Source organism: Corynebacterium striatum, from assembly GCF_016728105.1.
GTDB classification, from domain to species: Bacteria; Actinomycetota; Actinomycetes; order Mycobacteriales; family Mycobacteriaceae; genus Corynebacterium; species Corynebacterium striatum.
In genome coordinates this window covers 2,311,370-2,334,125 of the sequence record NZ_CP068158.1, presented here as the reverse complement: position 1 = coordinate 2,334,125, position 22,756 = coordinate 2,311,370, and the positions used below count along the sequence as shown (strand labels likewise).

Here is a 22,756-nt window from a genome sequence, read left to right as displayed (position 1 = left end):
AGGTTGAGACTTTCTGTAACGAGTGCTGACTTTATTCCAGATCCTGTGAAGGATCTGCGCGACACTCCGAAGAAATTCACAGGCGTGATTTTTGCGGGACCGGCAAGCGGTAGGAACCTCAACTATTTCTCGCTGGAGTAGATCTGGTCAATGGCAGCCGCATAACGCTGCGCCACCACGTAACGCTTGACCTTCATGGTCGGGGTCAGCTCGTTGTCTTCCTCAGTCAGGTCAGACTCCAAGATGAAGAACTTCTTGATGGCCTCCGCATGAGAAACGGTGGTGTTGACCTGGTTAATGGCGTCCTGAATCTCGGCGCGCAGGGTGGCGTCGGTAGCCACTTCCTTCATCGTGCGGTTGGCCGGGATGTTGTGCTCAGCCTTCCACCGCTTCAACGCGTCCTCGTCCAGGGTCAGCAGCACGCCAATGAATGGCTTGCCGTCACCCACCACCATTGCCTGGGAAATAAGCGGGTGCGCACGCAGCATGTCTTCCATTGGGCCAGGCGAGACGTTCTTGCCGCCCGCCGTCACGATGAGGTCTTTCTTGCGGCCCGTAATCACCACGTGGCCAGAGTCCATGATTTCGCCCAAGTCACCGGTGTTGTACCAGCCGTCCTCGAGAGCCTCAGCGGTGGCCTCCGGATTGTTCCAGTAGCCCTTGAACACGATGTCACCCTTGATGAGGATTTCGCCGTCATCATTGACGCGAATGGTGGTGCCCTCCAGCGGTGGGCCAACGGTGCCGATCTTTTGGTTTTCAAAGTCCACGGCTGCCGCCGCGGCAACCTCGGTTAGGCCGTAGCCCTCATAAATCGTCACGCCGATTCCACGGAACCAGTGCAGCAGATCATGGCTCATCGCCGAACCACCGGTGATGCAGTACTTCACCTCGCCGCCCATCGCTTCACGGATGGTGGAGTACACCAGTCGGTCAAAGAGCTTGTGCTTTGCACGCAGCACGCGGTCTGGCCCCTCCGCTGTGTCCAACGCACGCGAGTACTCGATGGCCACTTTCTCCGACTCGCGGAAGATGGCCCCCTTGACGGCTCCGCCATCTTTAGCCTTGGCAGCGGCTCCGTTGCGCACCTTTTCAAACACGCGCGGCACGCCCAGGATGAGGTTAGGGCGGGAGCGCTGGAACTCGATGGTGATGGTGCTGAAATCAGACCAGTGATTCTGCGAAGCACCGCTCATGGCAACGGCCAGGGATACTGCACGTGCCAGCACGTGGGCCAGCGGCAGGAAGGTCAACACGTGGTTGCCCGGAACCGCAATGCCGCCAATCGGGTTGGTCAGCAGACCCAAGGTCTCAGCCAGCCAGTTGCGGTGGGTCAGCATGCAGCCCTTCGGGCGGCCGGTGGTACCGGATGTATAAACCAGCGAGGCAAGGTCGTCGGTCTTGGTGGCAGCAATGCGCGCATCGACGACGTCGTTAGAAAGCTCGCGGCCCTCAAACATCAAGGTGTCGATGGCCGAGGAGTTGATCTCCAGGATGCGGCGCAGCTGCGAAGGTGAATTCTTCAGCGCCGGCTTGCCGTCATCCTGCAGCTTCAGGTGCGCCACCAGCTCGGAGTGCTCGCGAGACTCGGTGATGGCCAGGACAGCGCCGGAGTCCTCCACGATCCACTGGATCTGGGACAGTGAAGAAGATGGGTAGATGGGCACCGAAGCTGCGCCGGCAGCCCAGATAGCGAAATCCAGCAGGGACCACTCGTAACGGGTGTTCGACAGCAAGACCACGCGATCGCCCTGCTCCACGCCGGCAGCGATAAGGCCCTTTGCCACTGCGTAGACCTCTTCGACGAACTGCTTGGCAGTAACGTTAACCCACTCATAGCTGGCCGGGCGGGTAAACATCACGCCATGTGGGCGCGCCTTCGCCGTGGCCATCATGCGGGTCAGACAGGTTTCGCCGTCTTCGATTTCAAACTTCGCAGGAGTGTGCGCTTCTTGCAGTGTCACGGGTGTCCTTTCGCACAGCTAGGTAATTCCAGCCCACTCTACCAACCGATCCCCGGGCACGCGGTGTTAAGCCATGGCAGAATGTGGCGTTGTGACTACCCGTGAACTGCTCGAAGAACTAGCTCAGCGCCATGGCGTTGCCAGCTCGTATTCCTCCCAATCCGGCTACCCTATCCATGTAACGGATGAAACTATTGCCTATACCCTGCGCGCTTTGGGCGTCAGCGTAGAGGACCGCGCCGACGAGTCTCGCCTGACTTCACTGCTCTACGAGGACTACCTCGAGCGCTCCTCCCGCCCGCTACCCCCGTGCGTGGTGAGCAAGCAGGGCGTCGAGAAGCAGTTCGACGTCCACGTGCATGCCGGCCAACCGGTGGATATCCACATTGAGCTCGAAGAGGGCGGCACGCGCGATGTCTACCAAGACCCCAACGACGCGCCAACTGCCAACGTCGCCGGTATCCACTGGGGCGAGGCCACCTTCCACATCCCCGGTGATCTGCCGCTGGGCTTCCACGAGATCCACATGTCCTCCCCGGAGATCGGGTCCTACTCTTGCCCGCTCATCATCACCCCGGCGCGGCTGACCACCGCGGACCCCTACCTGGACAAGCCGGCAGCCGGCGTCATGGCACAACTGTATTCGGTGCGCTCCGCGCAGTCCTGGGGAATCGGTGACTTCCACGACCTGGGCAGCCTCGCGGAGACCTTGGCACCGTATTCCGACTTCCTGCTTATCAACCCTCTGCATGCCGCAGAGCCACTGCCGCCAGTGGAGGATTCGCCGTACCTGCCCACCACCCGCCGGTTCATCAATCCGCTCTACCTCCACATCGAGGACATCCCGGAGCTGTCGCAGCTAGACCCGGTCCTGCAGGACGACGTCCGCGAGCTCGCCGCCGAGTTCCGCGAGCGCAACCGCAGCGCCGATGAAATCGAGCGCGACACAATTTTCGAGGCCAAGCTGCAGGTGCTCAAGGAGCTCTTCTCCCTCAACTTCACCCCGCAGCGCCAGAACGAGTTCATGGAGTACCAGCGCAGCGAGGGCGAGGGCTTAAGCGCCTTCGCTCTATGGTGCGCGGAGCAGGAGCTGGCGCGCCGCACCGGCCAGCGCCATGCCATCGAGGAAGAAGCCAGCGACCTTGCCCAGTTCTACGCTTGGCTGCAGTTCCTGTGCGACGAGCAGCTGGCCGCCGCGCAGCGCCGCGCCAAGGAGGCGGGAATGCGCATCGGCTTGGTCACCGACCTTGCCGTGGGCGTGCACCCTGGCGGCGCGGATGCCATCAACCTCGCTGAGTACCTCGCGCCGCAGAGCTCCGTGGGCGCTCCCCCGGATGACTACAACCAGCAGGGCCAAGACTGGTCCCAGCCGCCGTGGCACCCGGTGCGCTTGGCGGAGTCTGGCTACCGCCCGTGGCGCGAGATGCTGCAGACCATCCTGCGTCACTCCGGTGGCGTGCGCGTGGACCACATCTTGGGCTTGTTCCGCCTGTTCTGGATTCCGCGTATGACCTCGCCGCTCAACGGCACCTACGTCTATTACGACCATGAGGCCATGCTCGGTGTTCTCGCCCTCGAGGCAGAGCGTGCCGGCGCGGTGCTCGTGGGCGAGGACCTGGGCACGCTGGAGCCATGGGTACAGGATGCGCTGGCTGAGACCGGTGTGCTGGGCACCTCCATCGTGTGGTTCGAGCGCTCCGAGGACAACGAGTCTCCGCTTCCGCAGCAGGAGTACCGCCGCCTAGCGCTTTCCTCTGTGGGCACGCACGATCTTCCGCCGACCTTGGCTTACCTGCGCGGCGATCACATTTCGCTGCGCGCTCGCTTGGGCGTGCTCACCCGCTCTGTGGCGGAGGAAGAAGCCGACGACCGAGAGTGGCAGGCCCGCGTGTTGGACCAGGTGGCGGCGGCCGGTCTCCTGCCGCAGCGCGACTTCCGCACGGCAGAGCGCAGCGACCGCGGCAGTGAGGCGGATCTGGTGGTGGCTTTGCACAAGTACGTCGCGGGAACCCCCTCCGCGCTGACGTGCACGAGCCTGGTGGACATGGTGGGTGACGTGCGCGCGCAGAACCAGCCGGGCACCACGAAGGACCTCTACCCTAACTGGTGCATTCCGCTTTGCGACGCCGCCGGGACCCCCGTCCTCATCGAGGACCTAGCGGGCAACGAGCTGTTCCAGCGCGTGGCCGAGGCCAGCGCTAGATAAACAAACCGATAAGCGCCACCACGACGACGAGCGCGATCATCGCCCACAGGGTCAGACTCACGCGTGACTTAGGCAGGGCGCGCTTGCGCGAGGCAGCAGGGACGGTGCGTTCTGGGTCCCAGAGCCCTTCGCGCGGATCGTCGTGCCGCGGTTGTTCTGGCGTTGACATGATTTATTACCTTAGCGCGTGGAGTCGGTTTTCTGGATTTCGGACCCCGTTGCGGCCCCACGGAAGCGGGGGCGGCCCACGAAATCGATGACGAACATCAGACACCACGCCGCGATGGCCAGAAGCGGAACGGCGATGACGATGAGCACGGACATCTGCACCCACACGGGCGCTTGCACCATGGCTTGCGAGAGCACGCCAGTAAGATTTGTCCACCATTCCATAAGGCGAGATTCTAGCCCAGTTCGCTGCCCGGTAGTCTGACGGGTATGTCTAGCACGCCAGTTCATGTCTCCAGCCCCGCCGGCACCATCACCGGCTACACCGAGGGCGACGTCAACTATTTCCACTCCGTGGATTACTCCCTCATCCCGGGCGATTTTGAGAACGCAGTAAAGCTCAACGCAGCCCGCGACCTAGACGCACGCACGCCGCGTCCCGACGCCGTGGCGCTGACAATCACCGCGCCCCAGCAGGCCACTGACGCGCCGGTGTTGGTCTACATCCACGGCGGCCGCTACGAGAACGGCACCCATGAGGATCCCCGCGCGGAGGGCACCGCCAATGCGCGCGCCGGCATCATCCAGGTCCAGGTCGGCTACCGCGTGGGCCTGCAGGGCTTCGCACAGTTCCACGACGATGAGTCCTTCCGCTTCCGCGGCATCGACGATTGCCAGCTGGCGCTGGAGTGGATTCAGAGCAATATCGAGTCCTTCGGCGGCGACCCCACAAACGTCACCGTCATCGGCCAGTCCGCCGGCGCCACCACCGCCCTGTGGCTGATGCGCCGCGACCACTACAAGGGTGCTTTCCGCCGCGTGGTGGCGCTGTCGCCCGCGTTTCCTCTTGAGTCCAATGAAAAGCGGAGGGCCAGCCTGCGCCGCGCACTCGGTGTTCCTGTCACAAGAGAATCCTTGGCAGCGCTGCCGCAAGACAAACTGGCGGACGGCTATTCCAAATTCCGTAAAAAACACAATCTTGGTATGGCGTTGGGGCCGGCACCTTTCGATGCCACTGAGATGGTCGACATTCCCCTAGTGGTTGGCTCGACCCGCGACGAGTTCTATGGCATTCCCGTTGCACAAAAAATCGACTCCAGCCCACTACGTGGCCTTGCGTTACGCCAGATGGCACCTAAATTTGGTTTCCCACCCAACTCGTTGGGTCCGTGGCGCCAGATCGCAAGCTACATCGACAAAGAACGTCCCTTGGGACGAATGATTGGTGATGCCAACATTCGCCGCTGGGTGGCACAAGCAGCTGACGACGCCCCCGGGCCGACCTGGATGATCGAGTTTACCCGCAGTGGTCGCCCTGCTTTGCACTGCGAAGAATTACGTTTCATCTTCGGCGTCCGCGACGGCGAGTCTGCGCGCACGCTCAACTCGTGGCTTCACAACTTTGTGCGCACTGGACACACGGGATTCCCCGAGTACCGCCCTGACCACGCTATCTGGGAATACAACCTTGATAGCGGGAACGAGCGCGTAGCGCATGGCAGCTTGGATTACGTCGGGGCTGCTTTTTCCGGCTAAGCCTTCTTACTACTCATTTGAGTGTTACCGAAGCGCCGGCAGCGCTTGGGAACCTTGCCTGTTTACGCAGCTACGGCGGCCAAGTAGCGCTGCCACAATGAACAAAAAGTCGCAGCAGAAGTTTCTTCCCCTGGCGGTTAAAAGTTGGGACGGCTCAAACTTTCAAGGCAGATAAATACATTTACTAAAACCACACTGAGCATCCGACCGCTAATCCTCACAACCCCGCCTCGCGCAGCGCTCGGTGACTCAATTCAAGATCTAGAGCAATGATCTTCCACTGGCCCAGTAGCAACATGGACGTCATCAATGTATGCGAAGATAACCAATGTCGCTTCGACGCTGTATAGGGTTTCACTCCAGCACCATGTTGCATTTCTTCCAACAGACTCGAGTACGTCCAGGTCATCCGCTTCCTCTGCGAAAAAGCGTAAATGAGGATTGCTCGCATCTTGTGGTGAGGATGTAGGGACCGTGTGGTCCGATTTTAAAAACTACGTTCCGCAGAAAACACTCTTCCAAATCCGCGGAAAACTGTGGGGCAAACGGGTATTTCTTAACAGAAAAATCTTATCCCCACGTTTCACAGGTCAGACTTTCTTTCTGTACCTTCCACAGCAGAATGGAAGCGCTCATCCCCGCTTACGCGGGGCGGACGCTGGCCGATATTGAAATGAGGGACTGCTATGGGGCTCATCCCCGCTTACGCGGGGCGGACACGTGGATAAGGCGGTGGCTGATGGCAGCAAAAGGCTCATCCCCGCTTACGCGGGGCGGACGATTGGTGAGGAAGTCCACTAGGGCGGTGTATGGGCTCATCCCCGCTTACGCGGGGCGGACCGTCATGGTAGGCGAGGTGAGCGACATTGTGCGGGCTCATCCCCGCTTACGCGGGGCGGACTGCCCTCTGGCGCGTTCTCGAAGTCCTTAAGGGGGCTCATCCCCGCTTACGCGGGGCGGACTTGAGGCATTGAAAGAAAAGGAGGAAGCACTTCGGCTCATCCCCGCTTACGCGGGGCGGACCTCCTGCTACCCACTGCCACATTTGAGGGTGGGGGCTCATCCCCGCTTACGCGGGGCGGACACGTGGATAAGGCGGTGGCTGATGGCAGCAAAAGGCTCATCCCCGCTTACGCGGGGCGGACTTGGGTGCCGCCGTGGGCGGTGTCGGTGCCGCGGGCTCATCCCCGCTTACGCGGGGCGGACCGCGTCTGTCTCGTCTACGAATCGTTGGGATAGGGCTCATCCCCGCTTACGCGGGGCGGACAGTTCTTGGAGGGCGTCTTTTACCTGCTGGGCGGGCTCATCCCCGCTTACGCGGGGCGGACTGCAGTCTGATTCGGGCCTGACTGTGGGGGCGGGGCTCATCCCCGCTTACGCGGGGCGGACGGTTGTTTGGGGAAAGTGTCTCCGCTGCGGTGGGGCTCATCCCCGCTTACGCGGGGCGGACGGGAAACCAGCGCCGGGGTCGGTGTGGTCTGTGGGCTCATCCCCGCTTACGCGGGGCGGACTTCCTCGAAGCGCTCCCGTGCGCTGGCCTTGCGGGCTCATCCCCGCTTACGCGGGGCGGACCCACGGGCCGGGGCTGGCCTCAGCCAGAAGGCGGGCTCATCCCCGCTTACGCGGGGCGGACCAGGCGCGGGGTAGATCATCGCGTGGGGTGAGGGGCTCATCCCCGCTTACGCGGGGCGGACTTTCATCCGACAGCGCGGACAGGGTGGGCACGAGGCTCATCCCCGCTTACGCGGGGCGGACGATTGGATGGTGGCGTAATGAACGTTCTCACCCGGCTCATCCCCGCTTACGCGGGGCGGACGGCTGTTGGTTTAGCGTCCAATGATGGTGATGGGGCTCATCCCCGCTTACGCGGGGCGGACTCCGCACCACTGAATCCGCCTTGTGGCGCACCGGGCTCATCCCCGCTTACGCGGGGCGGACAATTGCTTGCCTGCTAGTTCACTCTCGCCGTTCGGCTCATCCCCGCTTACGCGGGGCGGACTCATTCCTGCACCTCCGTGTAATCCTCGCGTGGGGCTCATCCCCGCTTACGCGGGGCGGACCTCGCGGTACATCATGGAGTGATCGGTGCCTGGGGCTCATCCCCGCTTACGCGGGGCGGACGTCATTTCTACTTTCCCACGCGTCGGTGATGAGGGCTCATCCCCGCTTACGCGGGGCGGACACCTGCTTAGGGATTTTATTACCTACATAAAGCGGCTCATCCCCGCTTACGCGGGGCGGACGGCTGCTATGAGATTTGGTTGTGGCCCGTAGAGGGCTCATCCCCGCTTACGCGGGGCGGACGGGAGACCAGGGAGGGGGAGAAGCGCAGTAAGGGGCTCATCCCCGCTTACGCGGGGCGGACCCCTCGCGGAGGCCGTAGCCGTCGGAGCCGATGGGCTCATCCCCGCTTACGCGGGGCGGACGTAATGGAACTGTTTAATGACCACTTCCAGAACGGCTCATCCCCGCTTACGCGGGGCGGACGGTGAGCGATAAAGCGATTCCCAGGCCCATTACGGCTCATCCCCGCTTACGCGGGGCGGACTCCATTATGGGGATGATGCCGGTTCCAAACCGGGGCTCATCCCCGCTTACGCGGGGCGGACCGGGTCGGGGCGCTGTGACACCCTTGTGTGACAGGCTCATCCCCGCTTACGCGGGGCGGACCCACCGGACGGGTATCGATCATGTGAGCCTCCTACTCATCCCCGCTTACGCGGGGCGGACCCCCTTGAGCTTTTCGAATCCCTCGCCGCCCTGGGCTCATCCCCGCTTACGCGGGGCGGACAGTTCACCTACACGCCGGGGCGATAGGTGGCCGGGCTCATCCCCGCTTACGCGGGGCGGACCGGTTGGCCTCGTTGTAAATGTCGGCTGCGGCGGGCTCATCCCCGCTTACGCGGGGCGGACTGGCGCGCCCTCGAAGTCCTCAACGGTGGTGAGGGCTCATCCCCGCTTACGCGGGGCGGACGTCATTTCTACTTTCCCACGCGTCGGTGCTGAGGGCTCATCCCCGCTTACGCGGGGCGGACCCATCTCTTTATTGCTTAGGTAGTCATTTCTACGGCTCATCCCCGCTTACGCGGGGCGGACGAAATGCCGTGACAGTAGGCGTACCCGGTCGGGGGCTCATCCCCGCTTACGCGGGGCGGACTTAATTGGTGTCGCTGGTGGGTTTGCGTAGTTGGGCTCATCCCCGCTTACGCGGGGCGGACGTTTTTTGGGGGGTGTTATTTGTCGGCCCAGAGGGCTCATCCCCGCTTACGCGGGGCGGACAGCTCAAGGGTGTTTTTGAATCCCTGTCTGGTGGGCTCATCCCCGCTTACGCGGGGCGGACTCCCTGCTACCCACTGCCACATTTGAGGGGTACGGCTCATCCCCGCTTACGCGGGGCGGACGATGCCGTAGCACCTGACACGGCATTCATGGTGGGCTCATCCCCGCTTACGCGGGGCGGACAAGCCGTCATGGGCCGCGACCTCCACGCCTTCCGGCTCATCCCCGCTTACGCGGGGCGGACTGGACGCGCTAGGGCATCCGAACACATGGACGGGGCTCATCCCCGCTTACGCGGGGCGGACTTCAATATCGGCCAGCGCAGCGCGGTAGCACACGGCTCATCCCCGCTTACGCGGGGCGGACCTTGTCGGTGTCGAAGAACTGCTTGCCTGCTAGGGCTCATCCCCGCTTACGCGGGGCGGACGCAATCCGCGACCTGCTACCGCAGGAAAACTTGGGCTCATCCCCGCTTACGCGGGGCGGACCCAACGAGGTAGAGAAGTGGGACCACCTCAAAGGGCTCATCCCCGCTTACGCGGGGCGGACAACCTCGATGGGGAGGCCTAAATCATGAGTTGGGGCTCATCCCCGCTTACGCGGGGCGGACGTAACGCCCTTGATACGCGGGCTAGTGGCCGCGGGCTCATCCCCGCTTACGCGGGGCGGACTCAGTAAGCCCCCACCATGAGGTCATCGCCGGGGGCTCATCCCCGCTTACGCGGGGCGGACGATTATGTACCGGAGTTCAGCAGAGCATGGTAGGGCTCATCCCCGCTTACGCGGGGCGGACAGACAGCATGAGGCCAGCCGCATCGAGTGTATCGGCTCATCCCCGCTTACGCGGGGCGGACTTAATCTCGAAGCCGTAAGACTTGCGGCCTAGGGGCTCATCCCCGCTTACGCGGGGCGGACAGCATGTCAGACGCCGGGTTGGAGCCGTCCTGGGGCTCATCCCCGCTTACGCGGGGCGGACTGTTTCGAGTTCTTGTTTGTCGGTGGGGTTGGAGGCTCATCCCCGCTTACGCGGGGCGGACGTATTGTTCCAAATTGGACTCTTTCAGACCGTGGGCTCATCCCCGCTTACGCGGGGCGGACGACGACATTAAGTATCCACCCCTGCCCCAGTGGGGCTCATCCCCGCTTACGCGGGGCGGACCGTAAGCATGGGGGGAATCAACGCCGGTTCGGGGGCTCATCCCCGCTTACGCGGGGCGGACGGATACCAGTGACTCAGTGGCGCGGGCCACGCGGGCTCATCCCCGCTTACGCGGGGCGGACGAAACGTTGCCGGGTAATGCGACTTCGTGGGAGGGCTCATCCCCGCTTACGCGGGGCGGACTCGCTGCGGGGGTTAGCGGTACCTGGTGAAACGGGCTCATCCCCGCTTACGCGGGGCGGACTTGGGTGCCGCCGTGGGCGGTGTCGGTGCCGCGGGCTCATCCCCGCTTACGCGGGGCGGACTCTGCATAAGCTTCGAGATAGCCGGGCCGTGGGGGCTCATCCCCGCTTACGCGGGGCGGACAGTGCTCAACGATGGTTTTAAGCCGGTGTCGTGGGCTCATCCCCGCTTACGCGGGGCGGACAAGGTGTACACCGTCCAATCACCCAACGCAGAAGGCTCATCCCCGCTTACGCGGGGCGGACCTGGCCGCAAACCCGCCGCAGTGGCTGGGTGAGCTGTGGTCTGGCGTCGGGCTCATCCCCGCTTACGCGGGGCGGACCTCCACCCGGTGGTAAACACTGGCTTCGTCCCGGGCTCATCCCCGCTTACGCGGGGCGGACAGTGTTTCGACCAGGTCGCTCATGATGTATCCGGGCTCATCCCCGCTTACGCGGGGCGGACTTGATTTCGAAGCCGTAAGACTTACGGCCTAGGGGCTCATCCCCGCTTACGCGGGGCGGACACCTCTTCGTGTTGGCGGGCCGCGTACGGGGTGGGCTCATCCCCGCTTACGCGGGGCGGACTTCCGGGCGCGTTCGTGTTCGCATCCCAGCTCGGGCTCATCCCCGCTTACGCGGGGCGGACCCGGCACCGCTGAGGGTCTGCGCAACGCCATCGGGCTCATCCCCGCTTACGCGGGGCGGACTGGCTGGGTTAATGTCATTTTCCGCCCACACAGGGCTCATCCCCGCTTACGCGGGGCGGACTTTTGCGCACGGTGCGACCTGCATCGATAGGTGGGCTCATCCCCGCTTACGCGGGGCGGACCAACCACGCCACGGGAGGTGAATGACTCTTCTGGGCTCATCCCCGCTTACGCGGGGCGGACAGGACATGGAGCCTGGCGCTGCGGCGCAGAAGGGGCTCATCCCCGCTTACGCGGGGCGGACACTTCTTCGTGTTGGCGGGCCGCGTACGGGGTGGGCTCATCCCCGCTTACGCGGGGCGGACACAGGCGGTCATCGTCAGGGTTGATGATGATGGGGCTCATCCCCGCTTACGCGGGGCGGACCGATGATGAACACGTGCGGAGATATTGCATCAGGGCTCATCCCCGCTTACGCGGGGCGGACTGCAGTCTGATTCGGGTCTGACTGTGGGGGCGGGGCTCATCCCCGCTTACGCGGGGCGGACACTCATACGTCGAACAGGACTACTCCACAGCCTCGTGGCTCATCCCCGCTTACGCGGGGCGGACGTTCTGCCGGGTCAAGGGTGAGGTCGTCGAGGGGGCTCATCCCCGCTTACGCGGGGCGGACGTCCAATGATGGTAACGGTTGCGATGTATTCGGGGCTCATCCCCGCTTACGCGGGGCGGACCGCCGGTGGCCTGCTCTAGTAGGGTGTCGAGGAGGCTCATCCCCGCTTACGCGGGGCGGACTGAACCAATTGTCACCCTTTACGCCACCAACAGGGCTCATCCCCGCTTACGCGGGGCGGACGCCGTTCGGAGATTGTGTGGGTGCTCGGAACCGGGCTCATCCCCGCTTACGCGGGGCGGACACGCCTTTACGGGTGCCGTCGCATGGTGATTGGGGCTCATCCCCGCTTACGCGGGGCGGACACTACCCAGAATCGTCGCCGTGGAGGGCTGCGGGGCTCATCCCCGCTTACGCGGGGCGGACTCAAGGTGATTCCAAAAATCACGGTGGGGCAAAGGCTCATCCCCGCTTACGCGGGGCGGACCTGAATGCCATTTCCTCACTGCGGTGTGAGTCGGGCTCATCCCCGCTTACGCGGGGCGGACCTCTTTCCGCATCCGTAGGATTTCATCCGCGAGGGCTCATCCCCGCTTACGCGGGGCGGACGCCACCGCCAATACAAACAGGCGGACAACACACGGCTCATCCCCGCTTACGCGGGGCGGACAAGTGCATGCCGGTGTGTGTCTTTTGTGCCTGCGGCTCATCCCCGCTTACGCGGGGCGGACTTAGTGAGCAAGTCCATATCGCAGATGTATGCGGGCTCATCCCCGCTTACGCGGGGCGGACACCTCGGCGAGCTTGGTCAACTGCGCGGGGCGGGGCTCATCCCCGCTTACGCGGGGCGGACGAACTACAGACAATTTAAGCCTTGACCACATCAGGCTCATCCCCGCTTACGCGGGGCGGACTTCCTCGAGGACGACGTTCAGAACGTCGCCGAGGGCTCATCCCCGCTTACGCGGGGCGGACCTCAAAATCATCGGGTAGTTTTTCAGAAATCGGGGCTCATCCCCGCTTACGCGGGGCGGACGGTATTTCGTGTGCATTCGTTGGGTGCGGAATGGGCTCATCCCCGCTTACGCGGGGCGGACTGTACCGAGACGGTGAACCATTCCCGCATGTCGGGCTCATCCCCGCTTACGCGGGGCGGACCTTGCCCCAGAAGTCCACATCCATGAATATGGGGGCTCATCCCCGCTTACGCGGGGCGGACGGTGCGGTAGATAAAGAGCTTGCCGACTTGTGGGGCTCATCCCCGCTTACGCGGGGCGGACTGAGAAATGCCCGTCATCTCAGCCGACGAGGCGGGCTCATCCCCGCTTACGCGGGGCGGACACTTACTGACCAGCGTGGAAGAGCCAAAAACGAGGCTAGCAGATCCGACTTATGGTGTAACGGTCAGTGTCGGCGAGCATTTCGGGCAGCACTCCAGCCGGTACGGCGTTGAGCTTTTGATGGCGCAGTGGTTCTTCGCATGAGGGTGACACCATCAAAATCCACAGGCTCCCACTCATGGCGATGAACGCGAAAATCCAACCCCTGCTCATTATCGGAGCTAAAAACCAAAATAGCGCGGCCATCTTTGCACAAACTTACGCAACGTTACCACAACAGATCACGAATGCGCCCTGATGGACGACCCACAAACACCCCAGGTGAAATCTCAAGTAACCACTTAGTAAGGTCACCGCGCAGGCCGGCGGGACATGCAGTAACGACGAGCACCATCATGGAGAACTCCGATCAAAGTCTGACCAATTAGTACCAGCCGCAATATTTTCAAGTTCGTTCCACAAAAGCAGCTCTACATCGATTGACTCGGCGCTATTGTCCACTCCCATTAGGCGATAGAGGTCCTTTACGATCCGTGGCAATAGCCGTTTTTCAATGATTGCATCCCGAACTAGTCGGCGAACCTGTCCGCTAATATCGTTCCTTGGCTCAGAGGCTGCTGCGAAAGCAGCTGGGATCGAAACCTCCGCTTTGTAGAGATCAGCGATGTCATACACAAAAGCACGGTCCGTGCCGTTATGAACCACACCCAGCGCAGGGACAAAACCTAAGGCCGTAATCACCGCTTGAGACACACCATACAACGCAGCATTCGCCGCGGTGAGTGCTTGATTAATAGGATCGCCACCAGCAAAGTCATTCGGGTCGTAACGCCGCCGATCCCAATAAACTCCATAGAGATCTGCATACTTACGATAAATCGCTTTGACACGTGCGCCTTCACGCCCACGTAGTTGCGCCATAGTTAATCCGCTCACGTCTTCGTCGGGAAAGCGCATGGAATACATTTCTCGAGCGCAGTCCAAACGGGCCCGTTGGTTGGTAACAATTCGAGCCTGTGCTTCAGCGAAACGCGAAGTCTTGGCAGGAGGGCGTCCGTGGGCGTAGTAACGCACGCCCTTTTCTCCCACCCACACAACAGATACGCCAGTATCGCCCAGCAAAGCCATTGCAGCGTATGTCACTTTAGTCCCCGGTCCCAGCAACAACGCAGCAAGCGTGGTTGCTGGAACATGTACCGTGCCATTCTGATCCGAAATGGTCAGTGCATTGTTATCCCGGTTGACCACGGCACGCTCAGCGTAGAGAAATGAAATCCTCTCACTCACGCGCGTCAGTTCTTGCCGATCAACAGGTACCTTTTGCGGTTCCATTTGCAGACTTTCCTACTCTGCCGGAGCTAGCGTTAAAAGGCCACAACCATATGCCCTTGCACGTCCAATTCCTTGCTGGAGCGACTTATTCAAGGCTTTGGCATTGGTGACTACGAGTTGCCCACGGAACCGTGCGGTGCGGAGAGAAACGCGTTTAGCACCATCTCTCTTTGAAAACCGCAGGTTATTACGTTCAACCACAGAAAGCATAGGCTCCTCGTTCTCATCGACTGCGATGGAAAAGCCCGCTGCCATCGACTTTTTCAATAACCACTCGCATTGCTGAGCAGCCGTGACGTGTGGAACAACTTTTCCCCTCGATTTCCCTGGAATAGTGATTGACTCAACGGGATTTCCCACCAATTCAAAAGCCCATTTTTGCCCATTGACAATCTGTTCCAAAAACCTTGAATAGTCCGCCGATTGCGCGGGCCGGGTGCCCCAGCCAGCCTGCTCAACGATGTGCTGGGCATCCGGTTTTTCAGGCCCCACAATATAAAGAACATGCTCATGTTCCCTGTGGTCCACGCGCCACAGCACCCGCGACTGCGATTCGTCGATATCTGGTGGAAATGCTCCACGAACGGCCGCGTGCATCGCTTGTGGGTTCGCCAATAGCTTTGCAGCGCCACGCTTCAAGGGGTTGAGATACAACTTCGTTAACGTACTCATGCGCGAATCACCGCTTCAAAAAATGGATCAGACTTAGTAGCGAGAGGATTCTCAAACGGAGCGCCTGTCGCGTCCTGCACAACTTCACGCCACGCATACTGCCGATGCTCTTGGGCAAAAGAAATCGGAACATCGCGGCATGCTATTCCTCTCTCCCCTTCTCTTGCGTCGCGGTGTATCGGTAATACAACGTTTCTCGCTCGAGCTTGCCGATGACTTTTGGAGGCGTGCCATTCTTCGCCTTGCAGAGCTGTGATCAAATCACTATCGCGGATCCCCAGGACTAGATCAGCTGGCGCAGGACACGATCGGCGACCAAGGAACAACGGGAAGCGGGGACGTCGCAGAGCTGATTCAATGTTCTCTAAGAGGGCTCGTTCCTCAGACTCCACAGCAGCAACGAACACAGCATCACTAAGAAAGTAGCGGGTCACCAGCTGCGCGTTAGAAGCGCCCTCCGGTAGCGCGGTCTGGAAATCCTTTAGCAAGGTACCAGGTTGGTCCACTCGCACTCCGAAACCCAATCCCGCAAGGTCTTCAATCGGATCGACTCGTCGGCGGCCTAGAGCTGCAGCGAGCATACCGATCACCCCTGATTTGGTCGGCACCTGTCCCGTCTTGCGCTGTTTATAGCGGGAATCATCGCCCCATGATTGCATGGGACCTTTAAGAAGTAGTAGCAAGGTGCTAGTCATTTTCTATTTCTCCGAAATGAGGGAGTTGAGAACATCTGCCACCCGCTCTTCAAGCTCAGGAATAGTGACTGAGTCCGCAAATTCGGTGAAATACCCGTCAAGTCCGCGAATTCCAGCGACGAACTGGGCAGTTGGCTTGAGTCCATACATTCGCTGAGTTTCGATAGCCTCTTGGGCGAGCTTTTCCGCACCAAGCTTGCTGCGCCCCGCAGCACCCGCCTCGACGGGCTCCTCAAAAGCATTGACCAACGACACCGAACGATCGTCACTAATCGTGACATAAACAAGCTCAGGGAGCGTGTTGTGTGCAAAAGTGTTCTGCTTACCTGTTGGAAGGGATTTGACGAAGGAATCCACGAATGCCGCCGCAGAGTCGACCGCAGTTTTCACGTCATTGAGGTTGGAAGCAAGGGATTCGAAGTCGACCGATGCGAAGCGATAAAGAGTTGAAGACATCATTTGTACAGTGCCGATCATGCCTGCACCTGTCTCTTCATTGTCAGCAGTGGCGTCATCGACTGCCGTGAAGTAGTCGAATTCCGGCTCAGTCTCGTGAATACCCAACGCGTGCGCGACCTGGACGGAAGCGTCGACGTTGAAAGCAGCGTCATCAGCCACCATACGGCCAAACATTGCGATGTCAATGGAGTGCTCAGTGTCAAGAATTGCCTGAGCTTCATTTTTCTTAAACTTCTCCCCATCTTTATCGATGATGGCGCGAGCAGCACGATCAATCTGATGGTTGCCCAGGAACAACAAGTAACCGAGCTCTGGGTATGCGATTTTCGCGTCCTCTTCGGTCTCGTCGTTCTTGCTCTTGGCATCCTTGAGCTTCAGCTTGGCACCAGTAAAGAGGTTCTTTACCCCATCAATCGCACGCTGGGTTTCCCACTTCTCTCCTGCCTCCTCGGTGATTTCGAAAATGCGCTTGCAGATGAGTTCTCCCACGAGACGGGTGCGCTTACCCATCACCTCTGCGGGGAAGCGCTTGGCGAAATCCTGGCGGACGGCACGCTTCCATGCTTGCGACGAGACACGTTGGCGCTGAACACCACCATAACGTGCGGACTTTGGTGCGCCCATATCGTCACGGTTGATGAGGCTTGGTGGGATGGTTTGAAGGACATGGACGTCAACAGTTAGGGACATGATATTGAACCTTTCTTGATTATTTTTCGGTCTTTTTAGTGAATGGGGCCGTGGCAAAATCTCGTCCCCATCGAAGGAGAACGGAATTTCGGAACTTCGGATTGCGCAACGTCTTCAAATCCTGAGCGAATGCTCCATAGTCAAAGCCAATATTCTTTGAACGAAGAATACTCACCAGGGAACGTGCGTGATACAGCTGCGACTCATAGCCAGCTGCGGTTAAGATAGCGTCGAAACGAGGCTTCAATGACTCGGATTCACTCTGGGTGTACATCAATCCACATGCTCGTGCGAAACTACATCCTTCTACATGTACCGGCTGGGTAGCAGATTGCATGTGCGATGCGAAAAGCGTCAATGCATAAAATGCCGCTTCCTCTTCGCGAGTTGCAAATAATCCAGGTTCTTCGTCGAGCAGCGCAGGATACATGAGGTTCATGACCCGTTGGAATGCCAGAGGTGCCTTTTCCGGACTCCGGCCAGCATACCGACGCATTTCTGATAGTGTGCTCTTTGCTGCGGCCTCGCTACCAGGCTTCTCTCCGCGCTGCAGGTACGCATTCTGTAAACGATCTGCGGCATTGCTCACCGCCAAAGACAAGCGAGACCGCCTAAGCTGATCAGTCATTCGTGTTTACCATTTCTTTCTTTTTCGAATCTTCCGACAAGAGCGGCAATGAATTATCGAGCCTCCGGCCAAACAATGAAAAATAGGACGCTGCAGTGACAATTTGCGGTTTCTCAGTCGTCGAGCTGAGAAGGGGTCGACCTATCATCGCTCTCGGTCCTGCAGCATGCAGCATGGCTTCTCCACGAGAGAGCATGAAAGACCGCACCTGTTTCTGCCATTCGATTGCGTATTCCTTAGGCTCAGGGCTATCACTCCATCCCGCTACCCACCGATTGAAAGCAGGCTCCAATTGCGCGAGAGCCGAATCCATGGGTTCAGCTTGAAACTCATAGGTACCGCCTGCGGCAACAAGTAAGTTTCCGCCAAACTGTCCAAGCGCAATAGCTGCATTAAGAGTGACATCAGCTGCGTTTAGGGCTGCGCGCCGAACAGCGTCATTTTCTAGAACTGGGAGGTTCAACGTGGTGCGAGCGGTAACACTCGCCGCCACCGATGACGACTGAGCACCATATTCCACGGTGACCATGCCCACGTGTGCTACGGATGGAGGAAGAACATCTGTCCGCCAGTAGTATGCGAGCTGATCCAGAATTTCCGGGCGTTTCGGGGCTTGCGCTCCCTTCCCTGCTGAAGAAGTACTCCGAAGGTATGGCGCATCGGACTCCATCGCAATGAGCGGTTCAAGAGAACGCCACATAGTTCTTCCCGCATCGTATGGACGCGGGTAGAAGGCAACAAAGTCCTTCTTCGACTGGTTCTTACTGTAGCGGTAGGGTGTCATCGGATCTCCGAATGCGTTAAGGCCGGCATCGGGGATACGGTCACCATTGCTCACAAGAACCGCAACAACCTCATTGTTCTCACGATGAAGCCGAACTCGCCTAGTTTGCCACGTTGCTAGGTCTGCTGGACCACCAATGTGAATAGCTCCTCCATTGCGCTCAGCCGCAGTGTCGGGCTCGCGTTCCCACACTGGTTTGTCATTTGGTGTACGTAGGCACGCCTCAGTGGTGTTCAGCGCCAGAGTCTCGCGCAAATTTGCACCTATCAGATAGGTTCCACCGGTCATTCCGGTCCACCCCGTGCCAATTGGGTATCCTCTTCCACCCTTAACCCTAGAGTCGCCAACCGCACCAGATTTGATTCCCGAATAGTCGTATGCATGAACGTACACAAGCCAGCGCGCAGCCTCTCCGAAACTGAGCTTCTCAAGGGGTTTACCGGCCCGCATCGTGAAGAACTCATCTTCTGCTTCGGGAATGATTCGGTTTATGGGAGAAACTGATCCCTTCTCTGTGTGAAGGTCAGCGACCTGCATGAAGGGATGGTCGGAATCGAAAAGGTTGAACCGGTTTGCATAACCGTCCAAGTACGAAAGCACCTTAATGTCAGCTGCACCTTCAAGAGCATCAGCCCTCGCCTTGACAAACCACTCAGCCATAGAGAATTTAGTTTTTCCCGCAGGCTTGGACACTGAATGTGCCCGCCAAAATATCGCGAGCAAAACGCGGAGAACCGCGTAATCCTGCGCTGGCGAGTCCCCACGCAGCTCCGCAATGTCGTGTGTGCCATCGAATATCTGTCTAATACTCACCAAGAGCGGTTCTCCATGACTGCCGACAGCCGCAATCCACGGTTCATCGAGTAATGAGAACACATCACTGTCTTCGCGTGACATCTTTCCTCCTTAAAGAGCGATAGAGATTTATTTAGGACCTAAATCACGATTTTCAGGGCGGGCCTCGGGTTCTCCAGTTGGCCTTAATAAAGTTGTCTCGACTCACAATCCTATTTCACCTCCAATCCCAGTTCCGGCGAATACTTCACATCGAAACCAGCAATGTTTGCCTCCCCAGTAGAATCCAGCCGCAGTGCAACTTTGTTCTTAAGGAGAAAGCTGTCTACCCACCCAACAGGGGTTTCTTTTTCAAGTTGATCGATTACTCGGTCGAATACAGATTCGTGCTTGCTCATCCGGGTGGGGAGTCGAACGGTAGCGCCGGCGAGATGTCGGGCCAATGAAAACTCCGGACTCTCATCGTCGAGCACGTACTCACTTTCTGTTCCCCATGGGCGATAACCGAAGTCCCCCGTCTCGATAGGAATAACTTCGATGGTCGGATCAGCGTCTCTAACTTGAGCAATAGCTGCTTCTTCCTTATCCACAGCTGACCCCTTAGACTCAAAGTAACGTGCAAAAAGTGCACGATAATTGCCTACGTCGGGATCCGGATAACGGAACGTCTCCGATCGATTGATTGCCAAGTTTTGTAGCTTGCGGCTTTCTTCTCTCGCCTCGTCCCATGCAGGCTGCCAGTCCCCCACTGGTGACTCTGGATCAGCGACCGTTGCGTAAGTACCGCGGACTATGCCAGCAATGTCCTCTGGGCGCCGATATCCCTCACTCAGCCACTTCCGTGAAACCGCAGCAGCAGAAGCTAGAAGAACTGCAGGGTCATAAATAGCGGCCGTGCCAGAGTCAAAAACGGGCATCTCGTCCCATCCCTCTGCCCCTCGTATGAAGAGGCGGGCACGACGCAGTTTTTCAGGCCGATCTTCCAGTGGCCGCTGGTGGCGGTGCAGACGGCCAGCGCGTTGAACGAGCAGATCGATAGGTGCCATGTCAGAAATCATGACGTCTACGTCAATATCCAAAGATTGCTCGACCACCTGGGTAGCAACATAAATGCGTCGATGCGGGCGGGACCTTCCGCGCCTAGCCTCTGGTCCAAGTTGTTGAAGCATCTTGCCCTCCTTCACCGCGCGCTCATGCGCGATGAAAGCTGCATGATGCAGTTCAACCTCGTCTGGGAACTTTTTTACCAGCATCGAATAGGAATTCTGCGCTCGCCGGACGGTATTGCACACGACAAGCGCGCAACCTCCATCAGTGAGTAACTCCTCGCACAACGTTAAGAGCTCACGATCAGTGTCTCCAATCACGGACACGTCCGCGTGAATCTCATTAGGGCCGATATCGAGTGATTCCTCACGCACTCCATTTGCATCCGCAATCGTAAGTAGCGGATACCCATCGCTTACAGACTCCCAGTCCTCTTCTCCCAGAACCGAACGATAGGCTTGCACCAGACTTTCCTTCTTGTCTACCGGCAAAGTCGCCGACAACAAGATGACCGGTACCTCATACCAAGCGAGCCATTTCAAGGTCGACTCTAAATACGCACTCGTAAACGAATCATATGCATGGACCTCGTCAATAATGACGACTTTTCCGGCAAGACCAAGGTGGCGAAGCATGTTGTGGCGGGATTGCAGTGCCATCATCAAAACTTGGTCTACTGTCGACACAGCGAAGTTAGAGAGCAGCCCCTTCTTGGGAGAAGCGAACCATTCCATCGCGGTGACGCTCCCATTACCCGAAGTATCGGTGCTGACTCCTTTAACTCGCAATCTCTGATACTCCTTGACCAAGCTATTCATCGAATGTGCAAGGTAGGCCGCAGTCGTATCACCTGCGGGAACGACATTCTGTGCCCACTGAATCACCCTGTTGAAGAGGCCATTAGCTGTAGCCATCGTCGGCGCAGCGAAAACTACCCCATGGCAACCATGCTTTTCTGCGTACGCATGTGCTGCGGCTAAAGCCGCCTCCGTTTTACCGCTACCAGTAGACGCTTCAATAATGTGCAGTGAAGCCCCATCGGATCCGCGGGCCTGGGCAAAAGCCCGCTGTTGAATGGGCCGCGGATCCCACTCATCAGGCCAACCAAAGGCCGCAGCAAAGTACTCCGCAACGTCAGGTTTCATTGTCTTAGAAGCGCTCCACAAGCCTGCAAACCCAATCGACGCCAGCCCATCCTGAACCCGTTGCTCTTGTTCACAATCGAAAACATATGGAAAAGCCCGTTCATTTGACGCACACCAGTCAGCAGCAATGACCAGTCCTGTAATCAGTTGGATCGTAGGTACAAACAGCTCTGATTGAATCTTTCCTATGATCGGCTTCACCTCAGTGGCATCGGCCATTGCTTCAATAACAGCAGCCTGAACTAACAACCAGTTCTCTGGGTACTCACGGAGAATTGCGCGAGCCCTGTCGTAATCCACTGTTCTGGCAGGAATTCCGTGGTGCGACTCGACGACACTCGCAATAGTTTCCGCAACTGGCCCCCACATTCCCTGTTTCAAAAGCCAGTCATAAAGAATCACCGATGAGGCCAAACCGTGAGGGAAGTAAGCGCCGACTTCTTCGATCCCAAATTCCAGATCTAATCCAACGTCTTCGAGACTTCCAAGAATCATCTCTGCGTTGGCCCCAGGCGGTATCTTGCGCTGAAAACTTCTGGTGATTTTGCCGACATCGTGGATCCCTGCCAAGAACACGGCCAATGCTCGGACTTCAGAAACCTCAAGCCTTTCTGTTGTAGCCAATGATTGCTTAATTGAATCCGCAACAAACGTGTCCCACAAACGTGAAGCAACATCCCGGGTATCTACAAGGTGCTGCCACACCGACAAATAACCCGACTCATCCCCAGGTTTAGCCCACGCTAGTGATGCTGGACCGAGAAAGCTTTCACCTACCATAACAATCAACTTACCCCAAATCCACAACTCAAGGATTACTATTAAAAACTTTCAAATTTAAGTCTACTACAGAGCGGCGGTACGATATGCATGTTGCAATGACTCCCGCAGTTGTCGGGATGAGCCAAGTAAGCCTTGAGTTGATAACTTGGCAGCAACTTCTTACCCGCGCAAGCGGGTTTTTCAGTTCACTCATGTCTTCAATTTAAACGGAGACGATGACACGCGAGTCGAGAAGTCGCACACAAGTTCCATAGCAGTTGCTAACGCAATGAATCTACCTCGCCCAAACATCTTCCTCAGCAATGCCGAGTTCCACTTGCTCACGAAGAATCAACTCAAACGCCGTGGTCGTGCTCTGGGAAAGCTTAGAGCAAGTCTCTGTCTCACTTTTGTGTAAAGCTCACGCCATATACGGATTGGCATTTGAGAGTATTCACTAGCCACGAAATAGGCAAGATGAGCGAAAGTCCCAAACTACGCAGCTTATGCTGTCGCTGCTATGGAGGACCTAGATTCCATAAGAGCTCGGAAAGCGGGGCGTCTGCGTTTACACCAGCCCCGGATCAAAGATCAGCCCACAACAGTCGAAG

Annotated in this window: 12 protein-coding genes, 1 pseudogene and 1 CRISPR repeat array; of the genes and pseudogenes, 2 read left to right on the top strand and 11 right to left on the bottom strand. The window is 58.8% G+C overall.

The window, feature by feature from the left end; genetic code table 11:
* Positions 1 to 122: 122 nt before the first annotated feature.
* The gene (locus I6I72_RS10905) at positions 123 to 1,964 is read right to left on the bottom strand and encodes an AMP-dependent synthetase/ligase (RefSeq protein ID WP_049062573.1); all 1,842 of its coding nucleotides are present in this window, start codon (positions 1,962 to 1,964) and stop codon (positions 123 to 125) included.
* 91 nt (positions 1,965 to 2,055) lie between these two features.
* Between I6I72_RS10905 and malQ the strand changes: the two genes are divergently transcribed.
* Positions 2,056 to 4,170 (top strand): 4-alpha-glucanotransferase, encoded by a 2,115-nt coding sequence (malQ, locus tag I6I72_RS10900; protein WP_172954276.1) that lies wholly within the window; start codon positions 2,056 to 2,058, stop codon positions 4,168 to 4,170.
* Here malQ and I6I72_RS10895 read toward each other — a convergent pair.
* Entirely contained in the window at positions 4,163 to 4,339 is a 177-nt protein-coding gene (locus tag I6I72_RS10895) for a hypothetical protein (RefSeq protein ID WP_172954277.1), read from the bottom strand. The genes malQ and I6I72_RS10895 overlap by 8 nt on opposite strands.
* An 11-nt stretch (positions 4,340 to 4,350) precedes the next feature.
* On the bottom strand, positions 4,351 to 4,563 hold the full coding sequence (locus I6I72_RS10890) for a hypothetical protein (protein WP_049063068.1): 213 nt from the start codon (positions 4,561 to 4,563) through the stop codon (positions 4,351 to 4,353).
* A 45-nt stretch (positions 4,564 to 4,608) separates the two neighbouring features.
* Here I6I72_RS10890 and I6I72_RS10885 point away from each other — a divergent pair, with 45 nt between their 5' ends.
* Positions 4,609 to 5,874, top strand: coding sequence for a carboxylesterase family protein (locus I6I72_RS10885; RefSeq protein WP_049063069.1), 1,266 nt, complete (start codon positions 4,609 to 4,611; stop codon positions 5,872 to 5,874).
* Positions 5,875 to 6,502: 628 nt separating this feature from the next.
* A CRISPR array of direct repeats spans positions 6,503 to 13,137; the repeat unit is 29 nt; unit sequence GGGCTCATCCCCGCTTACGCGGGGCGGAC.
* A gap of 63 nt (positions 13,138 to 13,200) precedes the next feature.
* On the opposite strand, the pseudogene cas2e reads toward I6I72_RS10885, so the two are convergent.
* The 8 genes and pseudogenes from cas2e to I6I72_RS10845 form a co-directional block, all read right to left on the bottom strand.
* A pseudogene (gene cas2e / locus I6I72_RS10880) lies at positions 13,201 to 13,533 on the bottom strand (type I-E CRISPR-associated endoribonuclease Cas2e).
* A complete protein-coding gene (cas1e, locus tag I6I72_RS10875) occupies positions 13,530 to 14,468 on the bottom strand; it encodes a type I-E CRISPR-associated endonuclease Cas1e (RefSeq protein WP_046646233.1) in 939 nt (312 codons plus the stop codon). Before cas1e ends, cas2e begins: the two are co-directional and overlap by 4 nt.
* 12 nt (positions 14,469 to 14,480) lie before the next feature.
* A complete protein-coding gene (cas6e, locus tag I6I72_RS10870; protein WP_005528372.1) occupies positions 14,481 to 15,140 on the bottom strand; it encodes a type I-E CRISPR-associated protein Cas6/Cse3/CasE in 660 nt (219 codons plus the stop codon).
* Positions 15,137 to 15,835: a type I-E CRISPR-associated protein Cas5/CasD gene (gene cas5e, locus I6I72_RS10865; protein ID WP_049063131.1), complete on the bottom strand. Its 699-nt coding sequence runs from the start codon at positions 15,833 to 15,835 to the stop codon at positions 15,137 to 15,139. The genes cas6e and cas5e overlap by 4 nt, the downstream gene beginning before the upstream one ends.
* A gap of 3 nt (positions 15,836 to 15,838) precedes the next feature.
* Positions 15,839 to 16,984: a type I-E CRISPR-associated protein Cas7/Cse4/CasC gene (gene cas7e, locus I6I72_RS10860; protein WP_046646231.1), complete on the bottom strand. Its 1,146-nt coding sequence runs from the start codon at positions 16,982 to 16,984 to the stop codon at positions 15,839 to 15,841.
* Positions 16,985 to 17,003: 19 nt separating this feature from the next.
* Positions 17,004 to 17,612, bottom strand: a complete 609-nt coding sequence (gene casB / locus I6I72_RS10855) for a type I-E CRISPR-associated protein Cse2/CasB (RefSeq protein WP_046646230.1) — start codon at positions 17,610 to 17,612, stop codon at positions 17,004 to 17,006.
* Positions 17,605 to 19,293: a type I-E CRISPR-associated protein Cse1/CasA gene (gene casA, locus I6I72_RS10850; protein ID WP_049063133.1), complete on the bottom strand. Its 1,689-nt coding sequence runs from the start codon at positions 19,291 to 19,293 to the stop codon at positions 17,605 to 17,607. The genes casB and casA overlap by 8 nt, the downstream gene beginning before the upstream one ends.
* Before the next feature lie 110 nt (positions 19,294 to 19,403).
* A complete protein-coding gene (locus I6I72_RS10845) occupies positions 19,404 to 22,163 on the bottom strand; it encodes a CRISPR-associated helicase/endonuclease Cas3 (RefSeq protein ID WP_080970008.1) in 2,760 nt (919 codons plus the stop codon).
* Positions 22,164 to 22,756: the final 593 nt, after the last annotated feature.

Bases quoted from the DNA above. Each gene is read 5' to 3' on its own strand.
- cas1e (WP_046646233.1), bottom strand. From the start codon at position 14,468: ATGGAACCGCAAAAGGTACCTGTTGATCGGCAAGAACTGACGCGCGTG.
- casB (WP_046646230.1), bottom strand. From the start codon at position 17,612: ATGACTGATCAGCTTAGGCGGTCTCGCTTGTCTTTGGCGGTGAGCAAT.
- cas7e (WP_046646231.1), bottom strand. From the start codon at position 16,984: ATGTCCCTAACTGTTGACGTCCATGTCCTTCAAACCATCCCACCAAGC.
- casA (WP_049063133.1), bottom strand. From the start codon at position 19,293: ATGTCACGCGAAGACAGTGATGTGTTCTCATTACTCGATGAACCGTGG.
- cas5e (WP_049063131.1), bottom strand. From the start codon at position 15,835: ATGACTAGCACCTTGCTACTACTTCTTAAAGGTCCCATGCAATCATGG.
- I6I72_RS10885 (WP_049063069.1), top strand. From the start codon at position 4,609: ATGTCTAGCACGCCAGTTCATGTCTCCAGCCCCGCCGGCACCATCACC.
- I6I72_RS10890 (WP_049063068.1), bottom strand. From the start codon at position 4,563: ATGGAATGGTGGACAAATCTTACTGGCGTGCTCTCGCAAGCCATGGTG.
- cas6e (WP_005528372.1), bottom strand. From the start codon at position 15,140: ATGAGTACGTTAACGAAGTTGTATCTCAACCCCTTGAAGCGTGGCGCT.
- I6I72_RS10895 (WP_172954277.1), bottom strand. From the start codon at position 4,339: ATGTCAACGCCAGAACAACCGCGGCACGACGATCCGCGCGAAGGGCTC.
- I6I72_RS10845 (WP_080970008.1), bottom strand. From the start codon at position 22,163: ATGGTAGGTGAAAGCTTTCTCGGTCCAGCATCACTAGCGTGGGCTAAA.